The organism is Rhizobium sp. SL42 (assembly GCF_021729845.1).
Classification (GTDB): Bacteria; Pseudomonadota; Alphaproteobacteria; order Rhizobiales; family Rhizobiaceae; genus Allorhizobium.
The window spans coordinates 2801423-2818427 of the sequence record NZ_CP063397.1; the positions used below are offsets into that span (position 1 = coordinate 2801423).

15 protein-coding genes are annotated in these 17005 nt (G+C 60.4%); 1 reads left to right on the forward strand and 14 read right to left on the reverse strand.

The window, feature by feature from the left end; translation table 11 throughout:
* Positions 1–38: 38 nt before the first annotated feature.
* The 4 genes from IM739_RS13265 to IM739_RS13280 all read right to left on the reverse strand — a co-directional run bounded on the left by IM739_RS13265 (position 39) and on the right by IM739_RS13280 (position 4399).
* Complete coding sequence (locus IM739_RS13265; protein ID WP_237368193.1) at positions 39–1127, reverse strand: ABC transporter ATP-binding protein; 1089 nt, start codon at positions 1125–1127, stop codon at positions 39–41.
* 4 nt (positions 1128–1131) lie between these two features.
* Positions 1132–2052 carry a carbohydrate ABC transporter permease gene (locus IM739_RS13270; protein ID WP_237371067.1) on the reverse strand — a complete coding sequence of 307 codons (921 nt, stop codon included), beginning with the start codon at positions 2050–2052 and terminating at the stop codon, positions 1132–1134.
* 37 nt (positions 2053–2089) lie between these two features.
* A complete protein-coding gene (locus tag IM739_RS13275) occupies positions 2090–2992 on the reverse strand; it encodes a carbohydrate ABC transporter permease (protein ID WP_237368194.1) in 903 nt (300 codons plus the stop codon).
* A 174-nt stretch (positions 2993–3166) separates the two neighbouring features.
* Positions 3167–4399, reverse strand: a complete 1233-nt coding sequence (locus IM739_RS13280) for an ABC transporter substrate-binding protein (RefSeq protein WP_237368195.1) — start codon at positions 4397–4399, stop codon at positions 3167–3169.
* Between the two features lie 449 nt (positions 4400–4848).
* Here IM739_RS13280 and IM739_RS13285 point away from each other — a divergent pair, with 449 nt between their 5' ends.
* Positions 4849–5883, forward strand: a complete 1035-nt coding sequence (locus IM739_RS13285; protein WP_237368196.1) for a LacI family transcriptional regulator — start codon at positions 4849–4851, stop codon at positions 5881–5883.
* A 48-nt stretch (positions 5884–5931) separates the two neighbouring features.
* On the opposite strand, the gene IM739_RS13290 is transcribed toward IM739_RS13285, so the two are convergent.
* The 10 genes from IM739_RS13290 to ccoN all read right to left on the reverse strand — a co-directional run bounded on the left by IM739_RS13290 (position 5932) and on the right by ccoN (position 17001).
* On the reverse strand, positions 5932–7107 hold the full coding sequence (locus IM739_RS13290; RefSeq protein WP_237368197.1) for a GGDEF domain-containing protein: 1176 nt from the start codon (positions 7105–7107) through the stop codon (positions 5932–5934).
* Between the two features lie 215 nt (positions 7108–7322).
* Positions 7323–8741 (reverse strand): NADP-dependent phosphogluconate dehydrogenase, encoded by a 1419-nt coding sequence (gene gndA, locus IM739_RS13295; protein WP_237368198.1) that lies wholly within the window; start codon positions 8739–8741, stop codon positions 7323–7325.
* Between the two features lie 122 nt (positions 8742–8863).
* Positions 8864–9019: a cbb3-type cytochrome oxidase assembly protein CcoS gene (gene ccoS, locus IM739_RS13300; RefSeq protein ID WP_237368199.1), complete on the reverse strand. Its 156-nt coding sequence runs from the start codon at positions 9017–9019 to the stop codon at positions 8864–8866.
* Positions 9016–11328, reverse strand: coding sequence for a cation-translocating P-type ATPase (locus IM739_RS13305; RefSeq protein ID WP_237368200.1), 2313 nt, complete (start codon positions 11326–11328; stop codon positions 9016–9018). The genes ccoS and IM739_RS13305 overlap by 4 nt, the downstream gene beginning before the upstream one ends.
* A gap of 2 nt (positions 11329–11330) precedes the next feature.
* Positions 11331–11819 carry a FixH family protein gene (locus tag IM739_RS13310; protein WP_237368201.1) on the reverse strand — a complete coding sequence of 163 codons (489 nt, stop codon included), beginning with the start codon at positions 11817–11819 and terminating at the stop codon, positions 11331–11333.
* On the reverse strand, positions 11816–13396 hold the full coding sequence (gene ccoG, locus IM739_RS13315; protein WP_237368202.1) for a cytochrome c oxidase accessory protein CcoG: 1581 nt from the start codon (positions 13394–13396) through the stop codon (positions 11816–11818). The genes IM739_RS13310 and ccoG overlap by 4 nt, the downstream gene beginning before the upstream one ends.
* Before the next feature lie 194 nt (positions 13397–13590).
* Positions 13591–14454, reverse strand: a complete 864-nt coding sequence (ccoP, locus tag IM739_RS13320; protein ID WP_237368203.1) for a cytochrome-c oxidase, cbb3-type subunit III — start codon at positions 14452–14454, stop codon at positions 13591–13593.
* A 3-nt stretch (positions 14455–14457) separates the two neighbouring features.
* Positions 14458–14610 (reverse strand): cbb3-type cytochrome c oxidase subunit 3, encoded by a 153-nt coding sequence (locus tag IM739_RS13325; RefSeq protein WP_237368204.1) that lies wholly within the window; start codon positions 14608–14610, stop codon positions 14458–14460.
* A gap of 10 nt (positions 14611–14620) precedes the next feature.
* A complete protein-coding gene (gene ccoO / locus IM739_RS13330) occupies positions 14621–15352 on the reverse strand; it encodes a cytochrome-c oxidase, cbb3-type subunit II (protein ID WP_237368205.1) in 732 nt (243 codons plus the stop codon).
* A gap of 14 nt (positions 15353–15366) precedes the next feature.
* Positions 15367–17001 carry a cytochrome-c oxidase, cbb3-type subunit I gene (gene ccoN / locus IM739_RS13335; protein ID WP_237368206.1) on the reverse strand — a complete coding sequence of 545 codons (1635 nt, stop codon included), beginning with the start codon at positions 16999–17001 and terminating at the stop codon, positions 15367–15369.
* Positions 17002–17005 lie beyond the last annotated feature (4 nt).

Genomic DNA, 17005 nt, shown 5'->3' on the forward strand with positions numbered 1-17005 from the left:
GGGCATCCCGACCGAAGCCGGGATGCCTGGGATCACGTTCAGATACGCTCCTCTGACGTGGCATCGAACAGTGACGCCACCGACATGTCGAAGCTGAGGCGCACGCGCGAACCCGGCGTATAACGCCGCGTTCCGCCGATTCTGACCGACATCACGTGTCCGGCATGTTTCAGCCACAGCAGGTTGTCGGCGCCCATCGGCTCCTCGATATCGACGACGGCCTCGTGGAACTCGACAATGCCGTTTTCCTCGTCCACCTTCACATGCTCCGGACGCACGCCGAGAACGACCTTGCGACCGGCAGTCAGAGCCTCTTTCGCGCGGTAGCCGGCAAGCGAGAACAGCACGTCATGGGTCTTGAAGAACGGCTGGCCGCCCTGCTCCACGATCTCGCCATGCAGGAAGTTCATCGATGGCGAACCGATGAAGCCGGCGACGAACAGGTTCCTCGGCTGGTTATAGATCGTGTTCGGATCGGCAAGTTGCTGAATCTCGCCGCTTTTCATGATCGCGATGCGATCGGCGAGCGTCAGCGCCTCGATCTGGTCGTGCGTGACGTAGATCATCGTGTTTTTCAGGTTCTGGTGCAGGCGCTTGATCTCGACGCGCAACTCCGAGCGCAGCTTGGCGTCGAGATTGGACAGCGGTTCGTCGAACAGGAACACATCGACGTCTCGTACCAGCGCCCGGCCGATCGCCACGCGCTGCCGCTGGCCGCCGGATAGCTCCGACGGCTTGCGCTTCAGAAGCGGTCCAATCTGCAGGATGTCGGAGGCGCGCTGCACGCGCTTGTCGATATCCGCCTTCGGCATCTTGGCAACCTGAAGGCCGAAGGACAGGTTCTTTTCCACGGTCATCTGCGGATACAGCGCATAGGACTGGAACACCATGCCGATACCGCGGTCCTTGGGCTCTTCCCAGGTGACGTTCTTGCCCTTGATGAAGATCTGGCCCTCGGTCGGCTCCAGCAGGCCGGCGATGCAATTGAGCAAGGTCGACTTGCCGCAGCCGGACGAGCCGAGCAGGACAAGGAACTCGCCGTCGCCGATGTCGAGGTTGAGATTTTGCAGCACCTTGACGGCACCAAAACTCAAGGAGAGGTCTCTGATCGATACGCTATGCGACATGTGCTTAACCCTTGACTGCGCCGGCGGCAATGCCGCGGACAAAGAGACGTCCCGACACGAAATAGACGAACAACGGCACCGCGCCCGTCAGCAGCGTGGCGGCCATGTTGACGTTGTATTCCTTCACGCCCTGGACGGAGTTGACGATGTTGTTGAGCTGGACCGTCATCGGGTAGTATTCCGGACGGGTGAAGACGACGCCGAACAGGAAGTCGTTCCAGATACCGGTGATCTGCAGGATCATCGCGACGACGAAGATCGGCAGCGACATCGGCAGCATGATCCTCAGATAGATCTGCCAGAACCCTGCCCCGTCGATACGCGCCGCCTTGAACAATTCTTCCGGCAGCGACGTGAAGTAGTTGCGAAACAGCAGCGTCAGGATCGGCATGCCGAAGATCGTATGCACGATGATCAGGCCGGTGAGCGTGCCGTAGATGCCCATTTCCCTGAGCACGATGACGATCGGATAGATCATCACCTGATAGGGGATGAAGGCGCCGACGATCAGGATGGTGAAGAACAGGTCCGCGCCCTTGAACTTCCAGTTGGCGAGCGCATAGCCATTGACCGAGGCGATCAGGATCGAGATCAGCGTTGAGGGAACGGTGATCCGCACCGAGTTCCAGAACCCGCGCGACAGGCCATCGCAGTTGAGGCCCGTGCAGGCCGTGGCCCAGGCCTTGACCCAAGGCTCGAAGGTGATTTCCATGGGCGGCGAAAAGATGTTGCCCATGCGGATTTCCGGCATGCCCTTGAGCGACGTGACGATCATCACGTATAGCGGCAGCAGGTAATACAGCGCAAAGAAGATCAGCGCGCCGTAGAGCATGATGTTGCGGCCGGAAAAGGTGCGGCGCGGCTTGGCACCGGCCGGACCGGGGCCAAGGCGGCCGATCGGACCGGGTCCCGTCGGGATCGGCATTGCACCTGATACCGTGGGGAGATTGGGGGAAACCGAATTAGCCACGCTTCTTTCCTCCAAATTCCAGATAGGCCCAGGGAATGATGATGATTGCGACCGTCAGCAGCATCATCGTCGATGCGGCAAAGCCCTGGCCAAGGTTCTGCGCCTGGAACATGTAGTCGTAGACATACTTGGCCGGAACCTCCGAGGCGATGCCCGGACCACCGCTCGTTTGCGCCACGACGAGGTCATAGAGCCGCACGATGCCGCTGGTGATGATGACGAGCGTGGTGATGAACACCGGGCGCATCATCGGGATGATGATAAAGAGATAGGTTTTCCAGACCGGAATGCCGTCAACCCGCGACGCCTTCCAGATGTCTTCATCGATGCCGCGCAGGCCGGCGAGCAACAGGCACATCACAAGGCCCGTACCCTGCCAGAGACCGGCAATCAGGACCCCATAGATGACGATGTCGGCGTCATAGAGCGGATTGAAGGTAAATGTCGTCCATCCAAGGCTGCGCACAATCGACTGCACGCCGAAATCCGGATTGAGGATCCACTGCCAGACGAGACCGGTAACAATGAAGGACAGCGCGAAAGGATAGAGGAAAATGGTGCGGAATGTATTTTCGAAGCGAATCTTCTGATCCATCAATGCCGCCAGCAGAAAGCCGATGACGACGCTGAAGATCAGCGAAAGCAAGCCATAGATCGCGAGATTCTGGATCGACATGATCCAGCGCGGCGCGTCCCAAAGACGGTCATACTGGTCGAGACCGACAAAATTCAGACGCGGCAGGAGCTTGGAATTGGTGAAGGAGTACACCACCGTCCAGAGGGTGCCGCCGAGGAAAATCACCAAGGCGGTGAGGATCATGGGGATCGAGGCAATCTTTGAATTCAGATTGCGAAACAGCTTATTGGGTCGACCGGCATGCGCTTGGCCCGTCATCGATCAGTCCTCCTGTTATACGGCCAGAGGTGACAGCGAGCCCGTCGAAAGCGCCGCAGTCATGCAGCTTCGTCGGACTTTTCGTGTCTGCACGGTTTCCCGCGCCCGGCCGGAGTTGGCAGATCACCGGTCGGGCTCCTTCGAACCCGACCGGATTTCGTCAACCGCCCTTGCTCAGTCTGCAGCGGCGATGATTTCGGCAAAACGCTTCTGCGCGTCTTCCGGCGTCATCGAGGCATTGGCAAAGAATTCGGAGAACAGGTCTTCCTTCTGCTTCTGGCTATCAGGCGACAGCAGCTGATCGGTACCTTGGATGACATTGCCCTTGGCAAGTATCTCCAGGCCCTTCTTCATGCAGTCGTTGGCGGCAGCCAGATCGACGTCGCCACGCACCGGCAGCGAACCCTTCTTCAGGTTGAACGCAACCTGGGTTGCCGGAGCAAGCAGGGTCGAGGCCAGCACTTCCTGCGCCTTGGACTTCTCCTCGTCCTTCAACAGCGGGAAGTAGAAGGCATCACCACCGGTCGAGATGATCTCGTTGACACCGAGGCCCGGTAGGCAGGTGTAGTCAGTGCCGGCTTTCTGGCCGGCCAGAGCAAATTCGCCCTGCGCCCAGTCACCCATGATCTGGCCGCCGGCCTTGCCGGTGATCACCAGATTGGTGGCCTGGTTCCAGTCCTGGACGTTGGAGCCCTTGGACATGCGACGAGCATCATCGGCGGCCTTGAACACCTTGGCGATCTCCGGACCAGCGGCAACGTCTGCATCCTTGTCCTGGAAGACCTTGGTGAACACGTCCTTGCCAGCGATCGCAACAAGCAGAACGTCGAAGGCACCGGCGGACTGCCATGGCTGGCCGCCAACGGCGAGCGGAATGATGCCAGCCTTCTCAAGTGCCGGGGCGGCTGCGACGAATTCATCCCAGTTCTTCGGAACTTCAACGCCAGCCGTCTTGAACGCGGCGTTGGAAAGCCACAGCCACTGCCAGGAATGGATGTTGACCGGCGCGCAATAGACCTTGCCGTCGATCGTGCAGGATTCGAGCAGGCTGGCCGGCTTGATGATGTCCTTCCAGCCTTCCTTTTCCGCAACCGCGGTCAGGTCGCGCAGCAGGCCGGACTGGGCCAGCTCTTCTGCCTGGCGACCGTGGTTGAACTGGGTCGCCGCCATGGGATCGCCGCCGGTGATACGGCTGACCATGATCGGACGCGCGGTGCCGCCGGACCCGGCGATCGCACCGTCGACCCATTTGTTGCCGGTGGCGTCGAACGCCTTGGCAAGCTCGGCGACCGCCGCGGCTTCGCCGCCGGACGTCCACCAATGGGTCACTTCGAGATCTGTTGCATGAGCCGCGAACGGCATGACAACGGTTACGGCCAAAGCTGCCGCGAAGCTACGAAAATTCATGAGTCTCCTCCCTCACTGAAACGTTGCCGGAAAAATCTATGCGAAACGATATGAGGGCGCAACCGCAAGAACCGAAATTTTATATTCCAGAGACAAATTCAACCCAGGAATGCACCTTCATCGATGCATTCCAAGTTCTTTGCATGCGCCATATATTGCAAAGCAGCAGAGATTTTTACTCTGATTTCATTGTAAAATGCCACATATTGGCGGATATTTCAGTGCTTTGCAGCAAATTCACCCAAAAACCGAAGGACAAACCACTGGAATCTCGCACCTTCATGCCAAGGTTGCAACACGACAGCAGGCGTCGCAAAAATCCACTCGACAAACCAACTGTATCGTTACAGATTTCACATCCACCGAACCGTTGAGAGGCGCGGTCCGGCGTGTTTGCAGCCAGCAAAAAGGTAACTATAAGCAAGGCTTACACGAATGGCAGGGACACCATGACAGAGCAGCAAGGGCGCGGGACCATTGAACGCGCGACGGCGACCAAGGAGCGGCCGACGCTCAAGACGATCGCCTTCATGACCGGCCTTGGCATCACCACTGTCTCGAGAGCGCTGAAGGATGCACCCGACATAGGCGCGGAGACGAAAGAGCGCGTGCGCATGGTGGCACGCCAGCTCGGGTACCAGCCCAACCGGGCGGGTGTTCGCCTGCGCACAGGCAAGACCAATGTCATTGCTCTGGTGCTCGGCATCGATGAGGAAATCCTCGGCTTTTCCAATCAGATGGTTGTTGGCATTTCCGAAGTCCTGTCCGGAACACCCTATCACATCGTCGTCACGCCCCATGCCCACACCAAGGACCCGATGCTCCCGGTGCGCTATATCCTGGAAACCGGCTCGGCCGATGGGGTGATCATATCGCGCACCGAACCCGAAGACGCCCGCGTGCAATTGCTGATCGAGCAGAACATGCCCTTCGCCACCCATGGCCGGACCAAGATGGGAGAACTGCATCCGTTCCACGACTTCGACAACGAGGCTTTTGCCTACGGGGCAGTCGAACGTCTGGTAAACAAGGGACGCAGGCGCATCGCGCTTTTGCCGCCCCCCTCAAAGCTTACCTATAGCGAGCATACGCGAAACGGATTTCTGCGCGGCCTGCGGGATTTCGGTGCAGAAGAGGTGCCGCTTAATATTAACATCGATGCGTCGCTGGGGGACATTCGCAATGCGATCGAACAGCTGATGCGCGCAAACGATGCGCCGGACGGACTGATCACCGCATCCGGCAGCGCCGCGATTGCCGCCAACGCAGGCATCGAGGCGGCGGGAAAGCATGTCGGGCGGGAACTCGATCTGGTATCCAAGCAGGGCACGCCGATCCTGAGCTGGATTCGCCCCGAAATCATCACAGCCTACGAAGATGTGCGCCAGTCCGGTCGGGAACTGGCAAAGGCAGTGATTGCCCGCATCGACGGTGTTGAGCCGCAATTGCTCCAGAGCATCAGCCAGCCGATCTGGGGAGACTGAGGCGGAGCCGAACCGCAGCGATTGTGGTGACACCGTATCGGAGACGGATCAGGCTGTTGCCACAACGACTTCCGGCATCCACAAGGTGACACGGTCACGACCCTCGAGCTTCGACCGATAGAGCGCGATATCGGCCCGCTTGAGCAATTCATCCGAAGACAGCGGACAGCCGCTGGCCACACCGATACTGACGGAGACCGAAATCTTGCCGGCGTCGACGTTGAAACCTTCCCGGCTGAGGACCTTGCGCAGGTGGTTGCCGAATGCCATGGCATCGCCCTCACCCATATCCGGCAGAAAGGCGGCAAACTCCTCACCGCCAAGGCGGGCAACGACCGCGCCTTCAGGTGCTTCGCGCGCCAGCAATGCGCCGAAGGCAGACAGGACCATATCGCCCGCCGAATGCCCATGCTGGTCGTTGATCCGCTTGAAATGATCGATGTCCATGTAGAGCAAGGCGCCCCGACCACGGTCTTCCGACGTCAGCCGGTCGAGCCTTGAAAAGAAAGCCCGCCGGTTGGCAAGGCCAGTCAGCGCATCCGTTTCCGCAGCTTTCCTGTGCTCCCATTCCATCCGTTCCTTCATCAGGACGAAGAACGAGAAGCCGCCGACAATGATGTGCACGAAGAGTTCGAAGGTGATGACGCTGTACCAGAACGGCTGCAGGACGCGCGCATCTCCACCCGCCACCACCGGCCAGAGAAAGGAAAACGGAATTCTGAGGAGATAGATGAATCCATGCAGGAAAAACCAGATGGCGACCACGAGTCGGCTCGGCAAGGTCTCGCCGACCACATCGCGGAGGACTTCCCGGGCGATCAGCGTCGAATAGACCGCGACCAGCACCGAATAGATGCAGAGGCGGATATTCACGCTGCTGCCGATCGCGGGCACTCCGGCTGTCAGCACGGTCCACAGGACCGGGCCGGCAAAGGCCGCGACGATATGCAGCCGGCGCGCGTCGAACAGCCTGAGGCCGACCCAGACAAAGGCGAGCCCCGCCAGCGCCAGGCTGTTGCCCAGCGAAATGGTGAAAAAGCTGTAGTCGTTGGTGCGCTGGGCCAGCAGGACGAAACCGATCGCCCCGGTGAAAAACGATAGCGACCACATCAAAAGCTCGAGGCGATGCCGTGCACGGAGCCAGTCCAGGATGAAAAACACGCTGAAGACCAGAAGTGCTGCAAAGCTACCCAGCATGATGGTCGGAAGGTGAATGGCGGCCACGGATTGAACACTCGATCAGTTCTGCCGAAGACCCCCACGTCTACAGCTAGCCCGACCGTAAGGAGCGAGCGGTTAATCGCGGCATAATGGACGGGCCGATATTACCCTCGCAAAATGCATGGCAGCTATGCAACACAACTGCCACGCCGCTCTCGACAGCAAAAAGGCCCGGTTTCCCGGGCCTTTGAGCAAAGATGGCTAAATGGTCGACCGGTTCAGGCGCCGCTGCCCCACGGGCCGTGGTGCAGGGGCTTGCCGTCGATACGGTCGAAACCATGCGCACCGAAGAAGTCGCGCTGCGCCTGGATCAGGTTGGCCGTACCGCGTGCCTGTGCATAAGCGTCGAAATAGGTCAGTGCCGAGGCAAGGGCCGGGACCGGCAGGCCGGCGGTCACGGCGGCCGCAACGACGCGGCGCAGCGATGGCAGGCTCTGCTTGACCATGGCCGAGAAAGCCGGCGTCACGATCAGGTTGGCCGCATCCGGATTGGCGGTGAACGCTTGGGTGATCTCGTCGAGGAACTGCGAACGGATGATGCAACCAGCACGCCAGATCCTGGCGATCGTCGGCATCGGCAGCGACCAATTGAATTCCTTGGATGCCGCCGCCATCACGGCGAAGCCCTGAGCATAGGCCGCGATCTTGGCGGCAAACAGCGCCAGTTCGAGATCGGTCTCGATCGCGCCGCCCTCAAGCTTGAACACGCGGGCCGGGTTGCCGAAGATCTTTTGCGCCGCTTCGCGTTCTTCCTTTACGGAAGACAGGCTGCGGGCGGCAACGGCGGCCTCGATCGCGGTCGCCGGAATGCCCATCTGCTGGGCCTCGATGACAGACCACTTGCCGGTGCCCTTCTGGCCAGCCTTGTCGAGGATCACGTCGACGATCGGCGCGCCGCTTTCCGGATCGGCGGCAGCGAGAACCTTCTCGGTGATTTCGATCAGGTAGGAATTCAGGCGACCCTTGTTCCAGGCGCCGAATGTGTTGCCGATTTCACCGGCCTTCTTGCCGAGGCCATCGCGCAGGATGCCGTAGATTTCGGCGATCATCTGCATGTCGGCATATTCGATGCCGTTATGGATCGTCTTGACGAAATGGCCGGCGCCGTCGGTGCCGAGCCAGGCGACACAAGGATCGTTGTCATACTTTGCGGCGATCGAGGTCAGCACCGGTTCGACGCGCTTCCAGCTTTCTTCCCGGCCACCGACCATGATCGACGGACCATGGCGAGCGCCTTCTTCACCGCCGGAAACGCCCATGCCGATGAAGGTGAAATCAGTGGTATCGAGACGCGCGAAACGGGCAACCGTGTCGCGGAAATTGGCATTGCCGGCATCAATCATGATGTCGTTCTTCGACAGATACGGCATCAGCGCATCGATCTGCTGGTCGACGGCCTCGCCGGCCTTGATCATGATGATGATCGGCCGCGGCGGGCGGATGGCGGCGACGAATTCCTCGATCGTATGGCAACCGATGATCCGATCGGCCAGTGGACCGGCCTCACCAAGGAATTCGTCGGTTCGCGCGGTAGTCCGGTTGAACACCGCGATCCGATTGCCCTTCTCGGCAATGTTGAGCGCAAGATTGGAGCCCATGACTCCGAGACCGATCAGTCCGATTTCCGCCTGCTGCACGATAGAGACCTCCGCATGCAAATCGATTAAGGAGGGCTTTTCTCGCATTCTCCGACGCCAGCGGCAAGGATGAAATTTGATCAATCGGTAAACTTGATGACAGCGGTCAGGAAAGGCCGTCTTCAGGCGGCGGGATGATCGTCGTCGTCGGTGATCACCCGCCAGGCCGCGCCATCGAGATCGTCATATTGCCCACTCTTCAACGACCAGAGAAAGGCATAGAGACCAAGCCCCCCGAGAAAAAGCGCGATCGGAATGAGGAAGATCAACATATTCATGCGGCAAGCCTCTCGGCGGCTACCGGTCCTGCGACCTCGCCTGGCATCCTGGCGACGCCCGTCGCGCCTTCGGCACTCATCGCCAGACGATTGAGGCGCAGCGCATTGGCGACAACGATCAGCGACGAGGTCGACATCGCGATCGACGCAATCAGGGGTGTGGCGTAGCCGAGGAGCGCTATCGGCACGGCAATGACGTTGTAGCCGATTGCCAGGACGAAGTTCTCGCGGATCAACCGGCCAGCACGGCGAGAAGCCTCGATCGCAAACGGCACGGCATCCAGACCATCGCGCATGAAGACGAAATCGGCGGCCTGGCGTCCGACATCGGCAGCCGTTGCCGGCGCCATCGAGACATGCGCAGCAGCGAGCGCCGGCGCATCGTTGATGCCGTCGCCGACCATCAGCAGTCGCTGGCCGGTATGGGCTGCTTGCGCGCAAGCCTCTGCCTTTTGCCGCGGAGACAACCCGGCCCGCCAGTGCTCGATGCCAAGCTGGTTCGCCAGGCGCGCCACGACCGGGGCACGGTCCCCTGACAGGATGCCGAGCGTCAGGCCGGAGGCCTTCAGGCTCTGGATCGCGGTCTCGGCGCGCGGCCGCAGCATGTCCTCGAAGTGAAAGGCGCCGATTTCGGCCCCATTCAGCGAGAGCACCACCTCGGAATAGACATTGGCCCCGTTGCGCTCACCGGCTTCGGCACAGGCAAAGCGCCGGTTGCCGAGCCGGTAAAGGCCGGAGGGACCATCGGCTTCGACACCTGAACCCGGGACTTCTCGGACGGACGCAAAGGCGAATGGCTGGCCGCCATAGGCACTCCACAACGCCTGTGACAGCGGATGACGCGAATGGACCGCAAGGCCGGCGGCAATCGAGAAGACGCCCGGTTCGATCCGGCTTCCGTCAATCAGCCGTGGCCGGCCCAGTGTCAGCGTCCCGGTCTTGTCGAAGGCGACCATGTCGATTTCGGCAAGTCGCTCCATCGCGGACCCGTCCTTGACCATGATGCCGGCCTTGAACAACCGTCCGGCAGCGACAACCTGAACCACCGGAACGGCAAGGCCCAGCGCACATGGGCAGGTGATGATCAGGACGGCGATCGCCACCATCATCGCGTGTTTCCAATCGCCGTCGTAGAGGCCCCAGGTGACAAAGGCGGCAATCGCGAGAAAATGGACTGCCGGCGAGTAGTAGCGGGCCGCCCGGTCGGCGATGCGGCGATAACGCGCCCTGCCCCCTTCGGCGGCTTCCATCAGATGGATGATTTCCGACAGGAAGGAATTCTTCGCCGTCGCATCAGCCTTGATGGTCAGGGAACCGGTCAGACTGAGTGTACCGGCCTGGACGGAGGCACCGGGGCGGATGGAAATAGGCGCGCTTTCACCGTTGACGATCGACATGTCGAGATCGGTCTCGCCGGCAATGACGAGGCCATCGACGGGGATACGCTCACCGGCGGCGATGGACACATGGTCGCCCACCCGGATGTCCTCCACCGGGCGATAATCGCGTGAACCATCGGAACCGACCACCATCGCACCGCGGGGGCTGAGCCGCGCCAGACCGCTGATCGCCGAACGGGCCCGATCGCGCATGATGTGGTCGAGCGTGCGCCCGATCAGCAGGAAGAACAGCAGCGACGCCGTTGCATCGAAATAGGCGTGCTCGCCGTGATGGATGGTCTCCCAGATCGAGGCGAAATAGGAAAGCGTGATGCCGATAGCGATCGGCACATCCATGTTGGTGCGCCCATGTTTGAGTGCGCTCCAGGCGGACTGATAGAAAAACCGGCCGGCATAGATCAATGCCGGGGCGGCGATCATGCCGGAGATCCAGTGGAAAAGGTCGCGCGTCGAGGCATCCGCACCGGACCAGACCGACACCGAAAGCAGCATGATATTGGTCGCGGCAAAACCGGATAGCGCCACGGCCCGGATCAACTGGTTGCGCAGCGCATCGGATGCTTCCTCCGCAGCCGTGAACAGATGCGTGTCGTATCCGGTCGAGGCAATCGCCCGGGCGAGTTGCACCGGATCGGTCTCGACGCCATCGACGGAATGACGCCAGACAATGGAGACCCGTTTGGTCGACAGGTTGACCCGCGCCCGTTCCACTTGTGGCAGCGCCCTCAAGGCGCTTTCGACCGTGACGATACAGGTTCCGCAATGTACGGCCGGCACGCTGAGATCGACCTGAAAAAGGCCCGGTCCGACCTCCCGGCTCGACATCTTCATTTCCTCGCTTGACGGCAGTGCGTGCCCTGCCCGCTCGATATCAAGCGCACCCTCGGTTCCTGCCGCGCAGCAACTCATGGCTATTCTCCTGCAATCGCGATGCGATTGGCCTCATGCATCACGGTCTTGCCCCCCTGGACGGCCATCATCTCGACGATCCAGTTTCCGGAAAGAACAGCATGCTCAGCAACATAGAGCCCGTCGCCCGCAGGTGTCAGCACCACCTGGAAATCCTGATGTTCGCCGACCGGCCGCTTGAAATGCGCCGTCACGCTGTCGGCTACAACCGGCTTGTCGCCGGGCAGCATCAAGCGATAGCGGATTTGGGTTGGCTGAACGTCCAGCGTCCCCTTGATACCGGTCGCCAGCATCTCGCGGATGGCACTCGTCTTGCCGTTGAACTGCTGGCTGGCGACATATGTGTTCTTCACCACCAGCCCGCTCCAGGTGGAGGTGGCAAAATAGGCCATTGTGAAATTCACGGTGATGATCGTGCCGAAGAAAAGCACCATGGCGGCCAACATGTGCCATCCCGTGAAGGTGAAGGTCTTGATCGTTTTCTGGTTCATCTCTTCGCTCCCGGGGCATTGAAGACGGCGGTATAGGTATCCTGCTCGTTGCTTGCCGCATCCTTGGCGAGGAACTGCACATCCTCGGCATCGCTGGCGATCTTGTCGCCCGGCATGGTGACAAAGACCTTCAGGGTGGTCGCTTCATCGGGCTCCACGGAAACGGTGAACGAGCGGCCCGGCGCCTCGTTGATGCCGTTGATCTTCATCACCGCATCAGGCAGGCCTTCCAGCGACACGATGATGTCACGCGGCTGGGCGATCATGTTGAGAATCCGGATCGTGTAGCCGTTGCGGATCGAGCCGTCCGATTCCAGCACGAATTGCGGGTTCCGGTCATGCAGGACGTTGAGCTCCAACCGATCACGAGCAAGCAGCGTGACGATCAAGCCAATGCCCACAGCACTCCAGACAAACATGTACAGCAGCGTCCGCAGGCGGAAGATGACGCGCCAGTCGAAATGGCGGACCCTGTCGCTGAACGAACCATCGGCGTTGCGCACCCGCGCGGGTTCTATTGCCGTCGTTCCGCCATTGGTCGCCAGTGCCATGTTCGACTGGTATTCCTCAAGCGTTGCATAGGCGATCAGGCCGCGCGGCTTGCCGACCTTGTCCATCACCCCATCACAGGCGTCGATGCATAGAGCACAGGTAATGCATTCCAGCTGCTGCCCATCCCGGATATCGATGCCCATAGGACAGACGGCGACGCAGGCGTTGCAATCGACGCAATCGCCCACAGGCGCGCCGGCAGCGGCGGCCTTCTTGGCATGGCGCGTGCGTGGCTCCCCACGCCAGTCGTTATAGGTGACGACCAGAGACTTCTCGTCGAGCATGGCCGCCTGAATGCGCGGCCATGGGCACATATAGATGCAGACCTGCTCGCGCATCAGCCCGCCGAACACATAAGTCGTGGCCGTAAGCACGGCGACGGTCATATAGGCAACCGGCTCGGCGCGGCCGGTCACGAAATCCACGGCAAGCGACGGGGCATCGGCGAAATAGAAGATCCACGCACCCCCGGTCAGAACCCCGATCAATAGCCAGATCGCATGCTTGGAGACGCGCTTCCCGATCTTCGACGGGCTCCAGGGCGCGCTTTCCAGCTTGATCCGGGCGTTGCGGTCACCCTCGATGAACCGCTCGACCACAAGAAACAGGTCAACCCAGACGGTCTGCGGACAGGTATAGCCGCACCACGCACGGCCAACCGCCGATGTCACGAGAAACAGACCGAAGCCGGCCATGACCAGCAGACCGGCGACGAAGAAGAACTCCTGCGGCCAGATCTCGATGAAGAAAAAATAGAAGCGCCGGTGGGCGAGATCGATCAGCACCGCCTGATCCGGCGCATAGGCGCCGCGATCCCAGCGCAACCAGGGCGTCAGGTAGTATATGCCAAGCGTGATCGCCATGACGATCCACTTAAACCGACGAAACTGGCCTTCGGCACGCTTGGGAAAGATCTTCTTGCGCGCCTCGTAAAGCGGACCACGCAGCTTGGCCGACATCACCGCCTCGGCGTCATGCCTTTCGACATCGCCCCCATTCGCGACCTGATTCTGATCGGCAAGCATATTCGTGGCACCCGGACCTGTTTCTGATGCTTGCTTGTCCCATCTGCAGGCCCAAGCCGCCTTGACTTAAGTCAAGCAGCGGCGAAGCGTCGCAACGCATGGAGCCTGGTCTCTCGGGCAAGCGGCAGACAAAAAAGGCCGCATCCGGAGATGCGGCCAGGGCTGGGACAAACCGATGAAATCGGGAACTTGCGTTATTCGCCACCACCGAGCGAATGAACATAGACGGTCAGCTGCTTGACGGTTGCGTCACCAAGGCGCGTTCCCCAGCCTGGCATGACGCCATGCTTGGGGGCATTGATCTGGGCAATGATCCCCGCTTCCGTTCCCGCCTTCAGCCAGATGGCATCTGCAAGGTTCGGAGCACCGAAATCCCGCAGACCCTTGGCATCCTCGCCGTGGCAGGCTGCGCAATTGTCGGCAAAGACCTGACGACCGGGCTCGACCAATGCCGCATTGGACGGCGTGCCGGTGAGGCTGACCACATAGGCAGCAACCTGCTTGACCTGTTCCGGCTCGATGATCTCGACAAAGGCCGGCATTTCCGAGACACGGGTATCGGCATCGCCGTCGTAACGAATGCCGTGGGCAATGGTGGTGTGGAGCGATTCAAGATCGCCACCCCAAAGCCAGTCGTCATCGTTCAGGTTCGGATAGCCGGCACCGCCGGCAGCACCGGATCCGTGGCACGGGGCGCAGTTGACCTTGAACGCCGCCGCACCACCGGCAACCGCAAACTGCGCAAGGCCCGGATCAGCGACGATCTCGTTCAGCGGCAAGGCTGCGATCTTGTCGAGATAGACAGACTGGGCAGCCTTTGCACTGGTTAGCTCGGCCGCAACCTCCGCACGGCTCGAATACCCGAGCAGCCCCTTGGTAGCACTGGTAAGCATTGGGATTGCCGGATAGGCAACCATGTAGCCGATGGCCCATATGATGGTCGCGTAGAACGTATAGACCCACCAGCGGGGCATCGGATTATTGAGTTCCCGGATGCCGTCCCATTCATGGCCAGTGGTTTCGACGCCACTGATTTCGTCAATGTGTTTTTCTGCCATTTTTCAATCCTCCTTGAGAGGGATGCTGGCTGCTTCATCGGCCAGCCGCTTGGCACCCGGACGCAGCGTGAAGACAACGACGCCAACGAAGTACAGAGCCATGGCGAGCAGACCCCAGCTGTCGGCGAAGTGGCGCAGAGCGGTGTAGGTTTCCATGATGCCCTCCTCAGCGATAACCAGTTGCATCGTCATAGGTCGAGAAGTCGACCAGCGTGCCGAGCATCTGCAGATAGGCGACAAGCGCGTCCATCTCCGTCAGCCGGGCGGGATCGCCATCGAAATCGCCGACCTTTGCTTTCGGATAGCGGGCCAGAAGCGCCTCGGTATCCGCGTTCGGATCCGCCTGTGCGGCAAGATCTGCGGACGCCTGTTCGACCATCTCATCGGAATAGGGAACGCCTACCCGACGATTGGCAACCAGTTCCATGCCGACATCCGGCACCTTGAGCACTGTTGTCTGCAGGTAGGAGTAGCTCGGCATCACCGATTCCGGCACGACGTCGCGCGGTTCTTTCAGGTGCTGGACATGCCATTCGTTGGAATAGCGGTCCCCAACCCGGGCGAGATCGGGACCGGTGCGCTTGGAACCCCACTGGAACGGATGGTCGTACATCGATTCAGCCGCCAGCGAATAATGCCCGTAGCGTTCGACCTCGTCCTTGAACGGACGGATCATCTGGCTGTGACAGACATAGCAGCCCTCGCGGATGTAGATGTTGCGACCGGCCAGTTCGAGCGGCGTGTAGGGCCGCATGCCCTCGACCTTTTCGATCGTGTTTTCGAGGTAGAACAGAGGTGCGATCTCCACGATGCCGCCGATGGTGACCACCAGCAGCGAGCCGAGGAGAAGAAGGCTCCCGTTCTTCTCGAAGATGACGTGTTTATCAAGAATAGACATATGAGCCTTCCTTCTTATTCAGCCGGCTGCACAGCAGCGGGGGCGACGGATCCTGAGATCGGCGCTTCCTGCCGCTCGTAGCCGAGGATGGTCATCAGGACGTTGTAGGCCATGATCAGGGAGCCGAGCAGGTACATGGCACCGCCGATGGCACGCAGCACGAAATAGGGGTGCATGGCCGCGACCGATTCGGCGAAGGAATAGACCAGGAAGCCCTGCGCGTCGTATTCGCGCCACATCAACCCCTGCTGGATACCGGCAACCCACAGAACAGCGGCGTAGACGACGATGCCGAGCGTGGCGAGCCAGAAGTGCCAATTGACCAGGCGCATCGAGTACAGACGGTTGCGGTTCCAAAGCTTCGGCGTGAGGTAGTAGATCGCCCCGAAGGTGATCATGCCGACCCAGCCGAGTGCGCCGGAGTGAACGTGACCGATGGTCCATTCGGTATAGTGGCTGAGCGAGTTGACCGCCTTGATCGACATCATCGGGCCTTCGAAGGTCGACATGCCGTAGAAGGCGATGGCAATCACCATCATGCGGATGATCGGGTCGGTACGGATCTTGTCCCAGGCGCCAGACAGCGTCATCAGGCCGTTGATCATGCCGCCCCAGGACGGCATCCACAGCATGATCGAGAACACCATGCCGAGCGTCTGCGCCCAGTCGGGCAAAGCCGTATAGTGCAGGTGGTGCGGGCCGGCCCAGATATACATGAAGATCAGCGCCCAGAAGTGGATGATCGACAGGCGATAGGAATAGACCGGACGGTTGGCCTGCTTCGGCACGAAATAATACATCATGCCGAGGAAGCCGGCCGTCAGGAAGAAACCGACCGCGTTATGGCCGTACCACCACTGGGTCAGAGCATCCTGTACGCCGGAGAAGGCCGAATAGCTTTTCACGCCGAGGAACGAGACCGGCATCGCGAGGTTGTTGACGATATGCAGCATCGCGATCGTCACGATGAAGGCCAGGTAGAACCAGTTGGCCACATAGATGTGGCTCTCCTTGCGGGTCAGGAGCGTGCCCAGGAATGTGATCAGATAGGCAACCCAGACAACGGTGAGCCAGAGATCGACATACCATTCCGGCTCGGCATATTCACGCCCCTGGGTAATACCCAGCAGATAGCCGGTTGCGGCCATGACGATGAAGAACTGATAGCCCCAGAACACGAACCAGCCGAGATTGCCGCCGAACAGGCGTGCCCGCGACGTGCGTTGCACCACATGGAAGGAGGTGGCGATCAGCGCATTGCCGCCGAAGGCGAAGATGACGGCGGACGTGTGCAGCGGGCGCACCCGGCCGAAATTGAACCAGGGTTCGATATTGAGGTCAGGATAGGCCAGTTGCAGCGCCGCGACGACGCCGACGAGGAAGCCGACCACACCCCAGAATACGGTGGCGATGACGCCGTAGCGCACGACTTCATCGAAATATTCGGACTTCGGCGCGGAAGGTGCCGTGACCACGCCATTAGTCGGCGCAAACTTCATCCGTCGCAACATGATGATCGTGCCGCCCGCCAGCACGAAGAAAGCAACCCACATATGGGCCGCAAACAGGCTGTCATGGGCAAAAGCCACCCCGAGCAGCGCGGCGAAGGCGAGCAACGCCATCCCCATGGTTTCTATCGTATAATTCATTGTT

Excerpts from the sequence above, each read along its gene's own strand:
- ccoS (WP_237368199.1), bottom strand. The coding sequence starts at position 9,019 with ATGAATATGTTGATCTTCCTCATTCCGATCGCGCTTTTTCTCGGGGGG.
- ccoG (WP_237368202.1), bottom strand. The coding sequence starts at position 13,396 with ATGCTTGCCGATCAGAATCAGGTCGCGAATGGGGGCGATGTCGAAAGG.
- ccoO (WP_237368205.1), bottom strand. The coding sequence starts at position 15,352 with ATGTCTATTCTTGATAAACACGTCATCTTCGAGAAGAACGGGAGCCTT.
- IM739_RS13325 (WP_237368204.1), bottom strand. The coding sequence starts at position 14,610 with ATGGAAACCTACACCGCTCTGCGCCACTTCGCCGACAGCTGGGGTCTG.
- IM739_RS13265 (WP_237368193.1), bottom strand. The coding sequence starts at position 1,127 with ATGTCGCATAGCGTATCGATCAGAGACCTCTCCTTGAGTTTTGGTGCC.
- ccoN (WP_237368206.1), bottom strand. The coding sequence starts at position 17,001 with ATGAATTATACGATAGAAACCATGGGGATGGCGTTGCTCGCCTTCGCC.
- IM739_RS13275 (WP_237368194.1), bottom strand. The coding sequence starts at position 2,992 with ATGACGGGCCAAGCGCATGCCGGTCGACCCAATAAGCTGTTTCGCAAT.
- IM739_RS13280 (WP_237368195.1), bottom strand. The coding sequence starts at position 4,399 with ATGAATTTTCGTAGCTTCGCGGCAGCTTTGGCCGTAACCGTTGTCATG.
- IM739_RS13285 (WP_237368196.1), top strand. The coding sequence starts at position 4,849 with ATGACAGAGCAGCAAGGGCGCGGGACCATTGAACGCGCGACGGCGACC.
- IM739_RS13270 (WP_237371067.1), bottom strand. The coding sequence starts at position 2,052 with ATGCCGATCCCGACGGGACCCGGTCCGATCGGCCGCCTTGGCCCCGGT.
- IM739_RS13310 (WP_237368201.1), bottom strand. The coding sequence starts at position 11,819 with ATGAACCAGAAAACGATCAAGACCTTCACCTTCACGGGATGGCACATG.
- ccoP (WP_237368203.1), bottom strand. The coding sequence starts at position 14,454 with ATGGCAGAAAAACACATTGACGAAATCAGTGGCGTCGAAACCACTGGC.
- IM739_RS13305 (WP_237368200.1), bottom strand. The coding sequence starts at position 11,328 with ATGAGTTGCTGCGCGGCAGGAACCGAGGGTGCGCTTGATATCGAGCGG.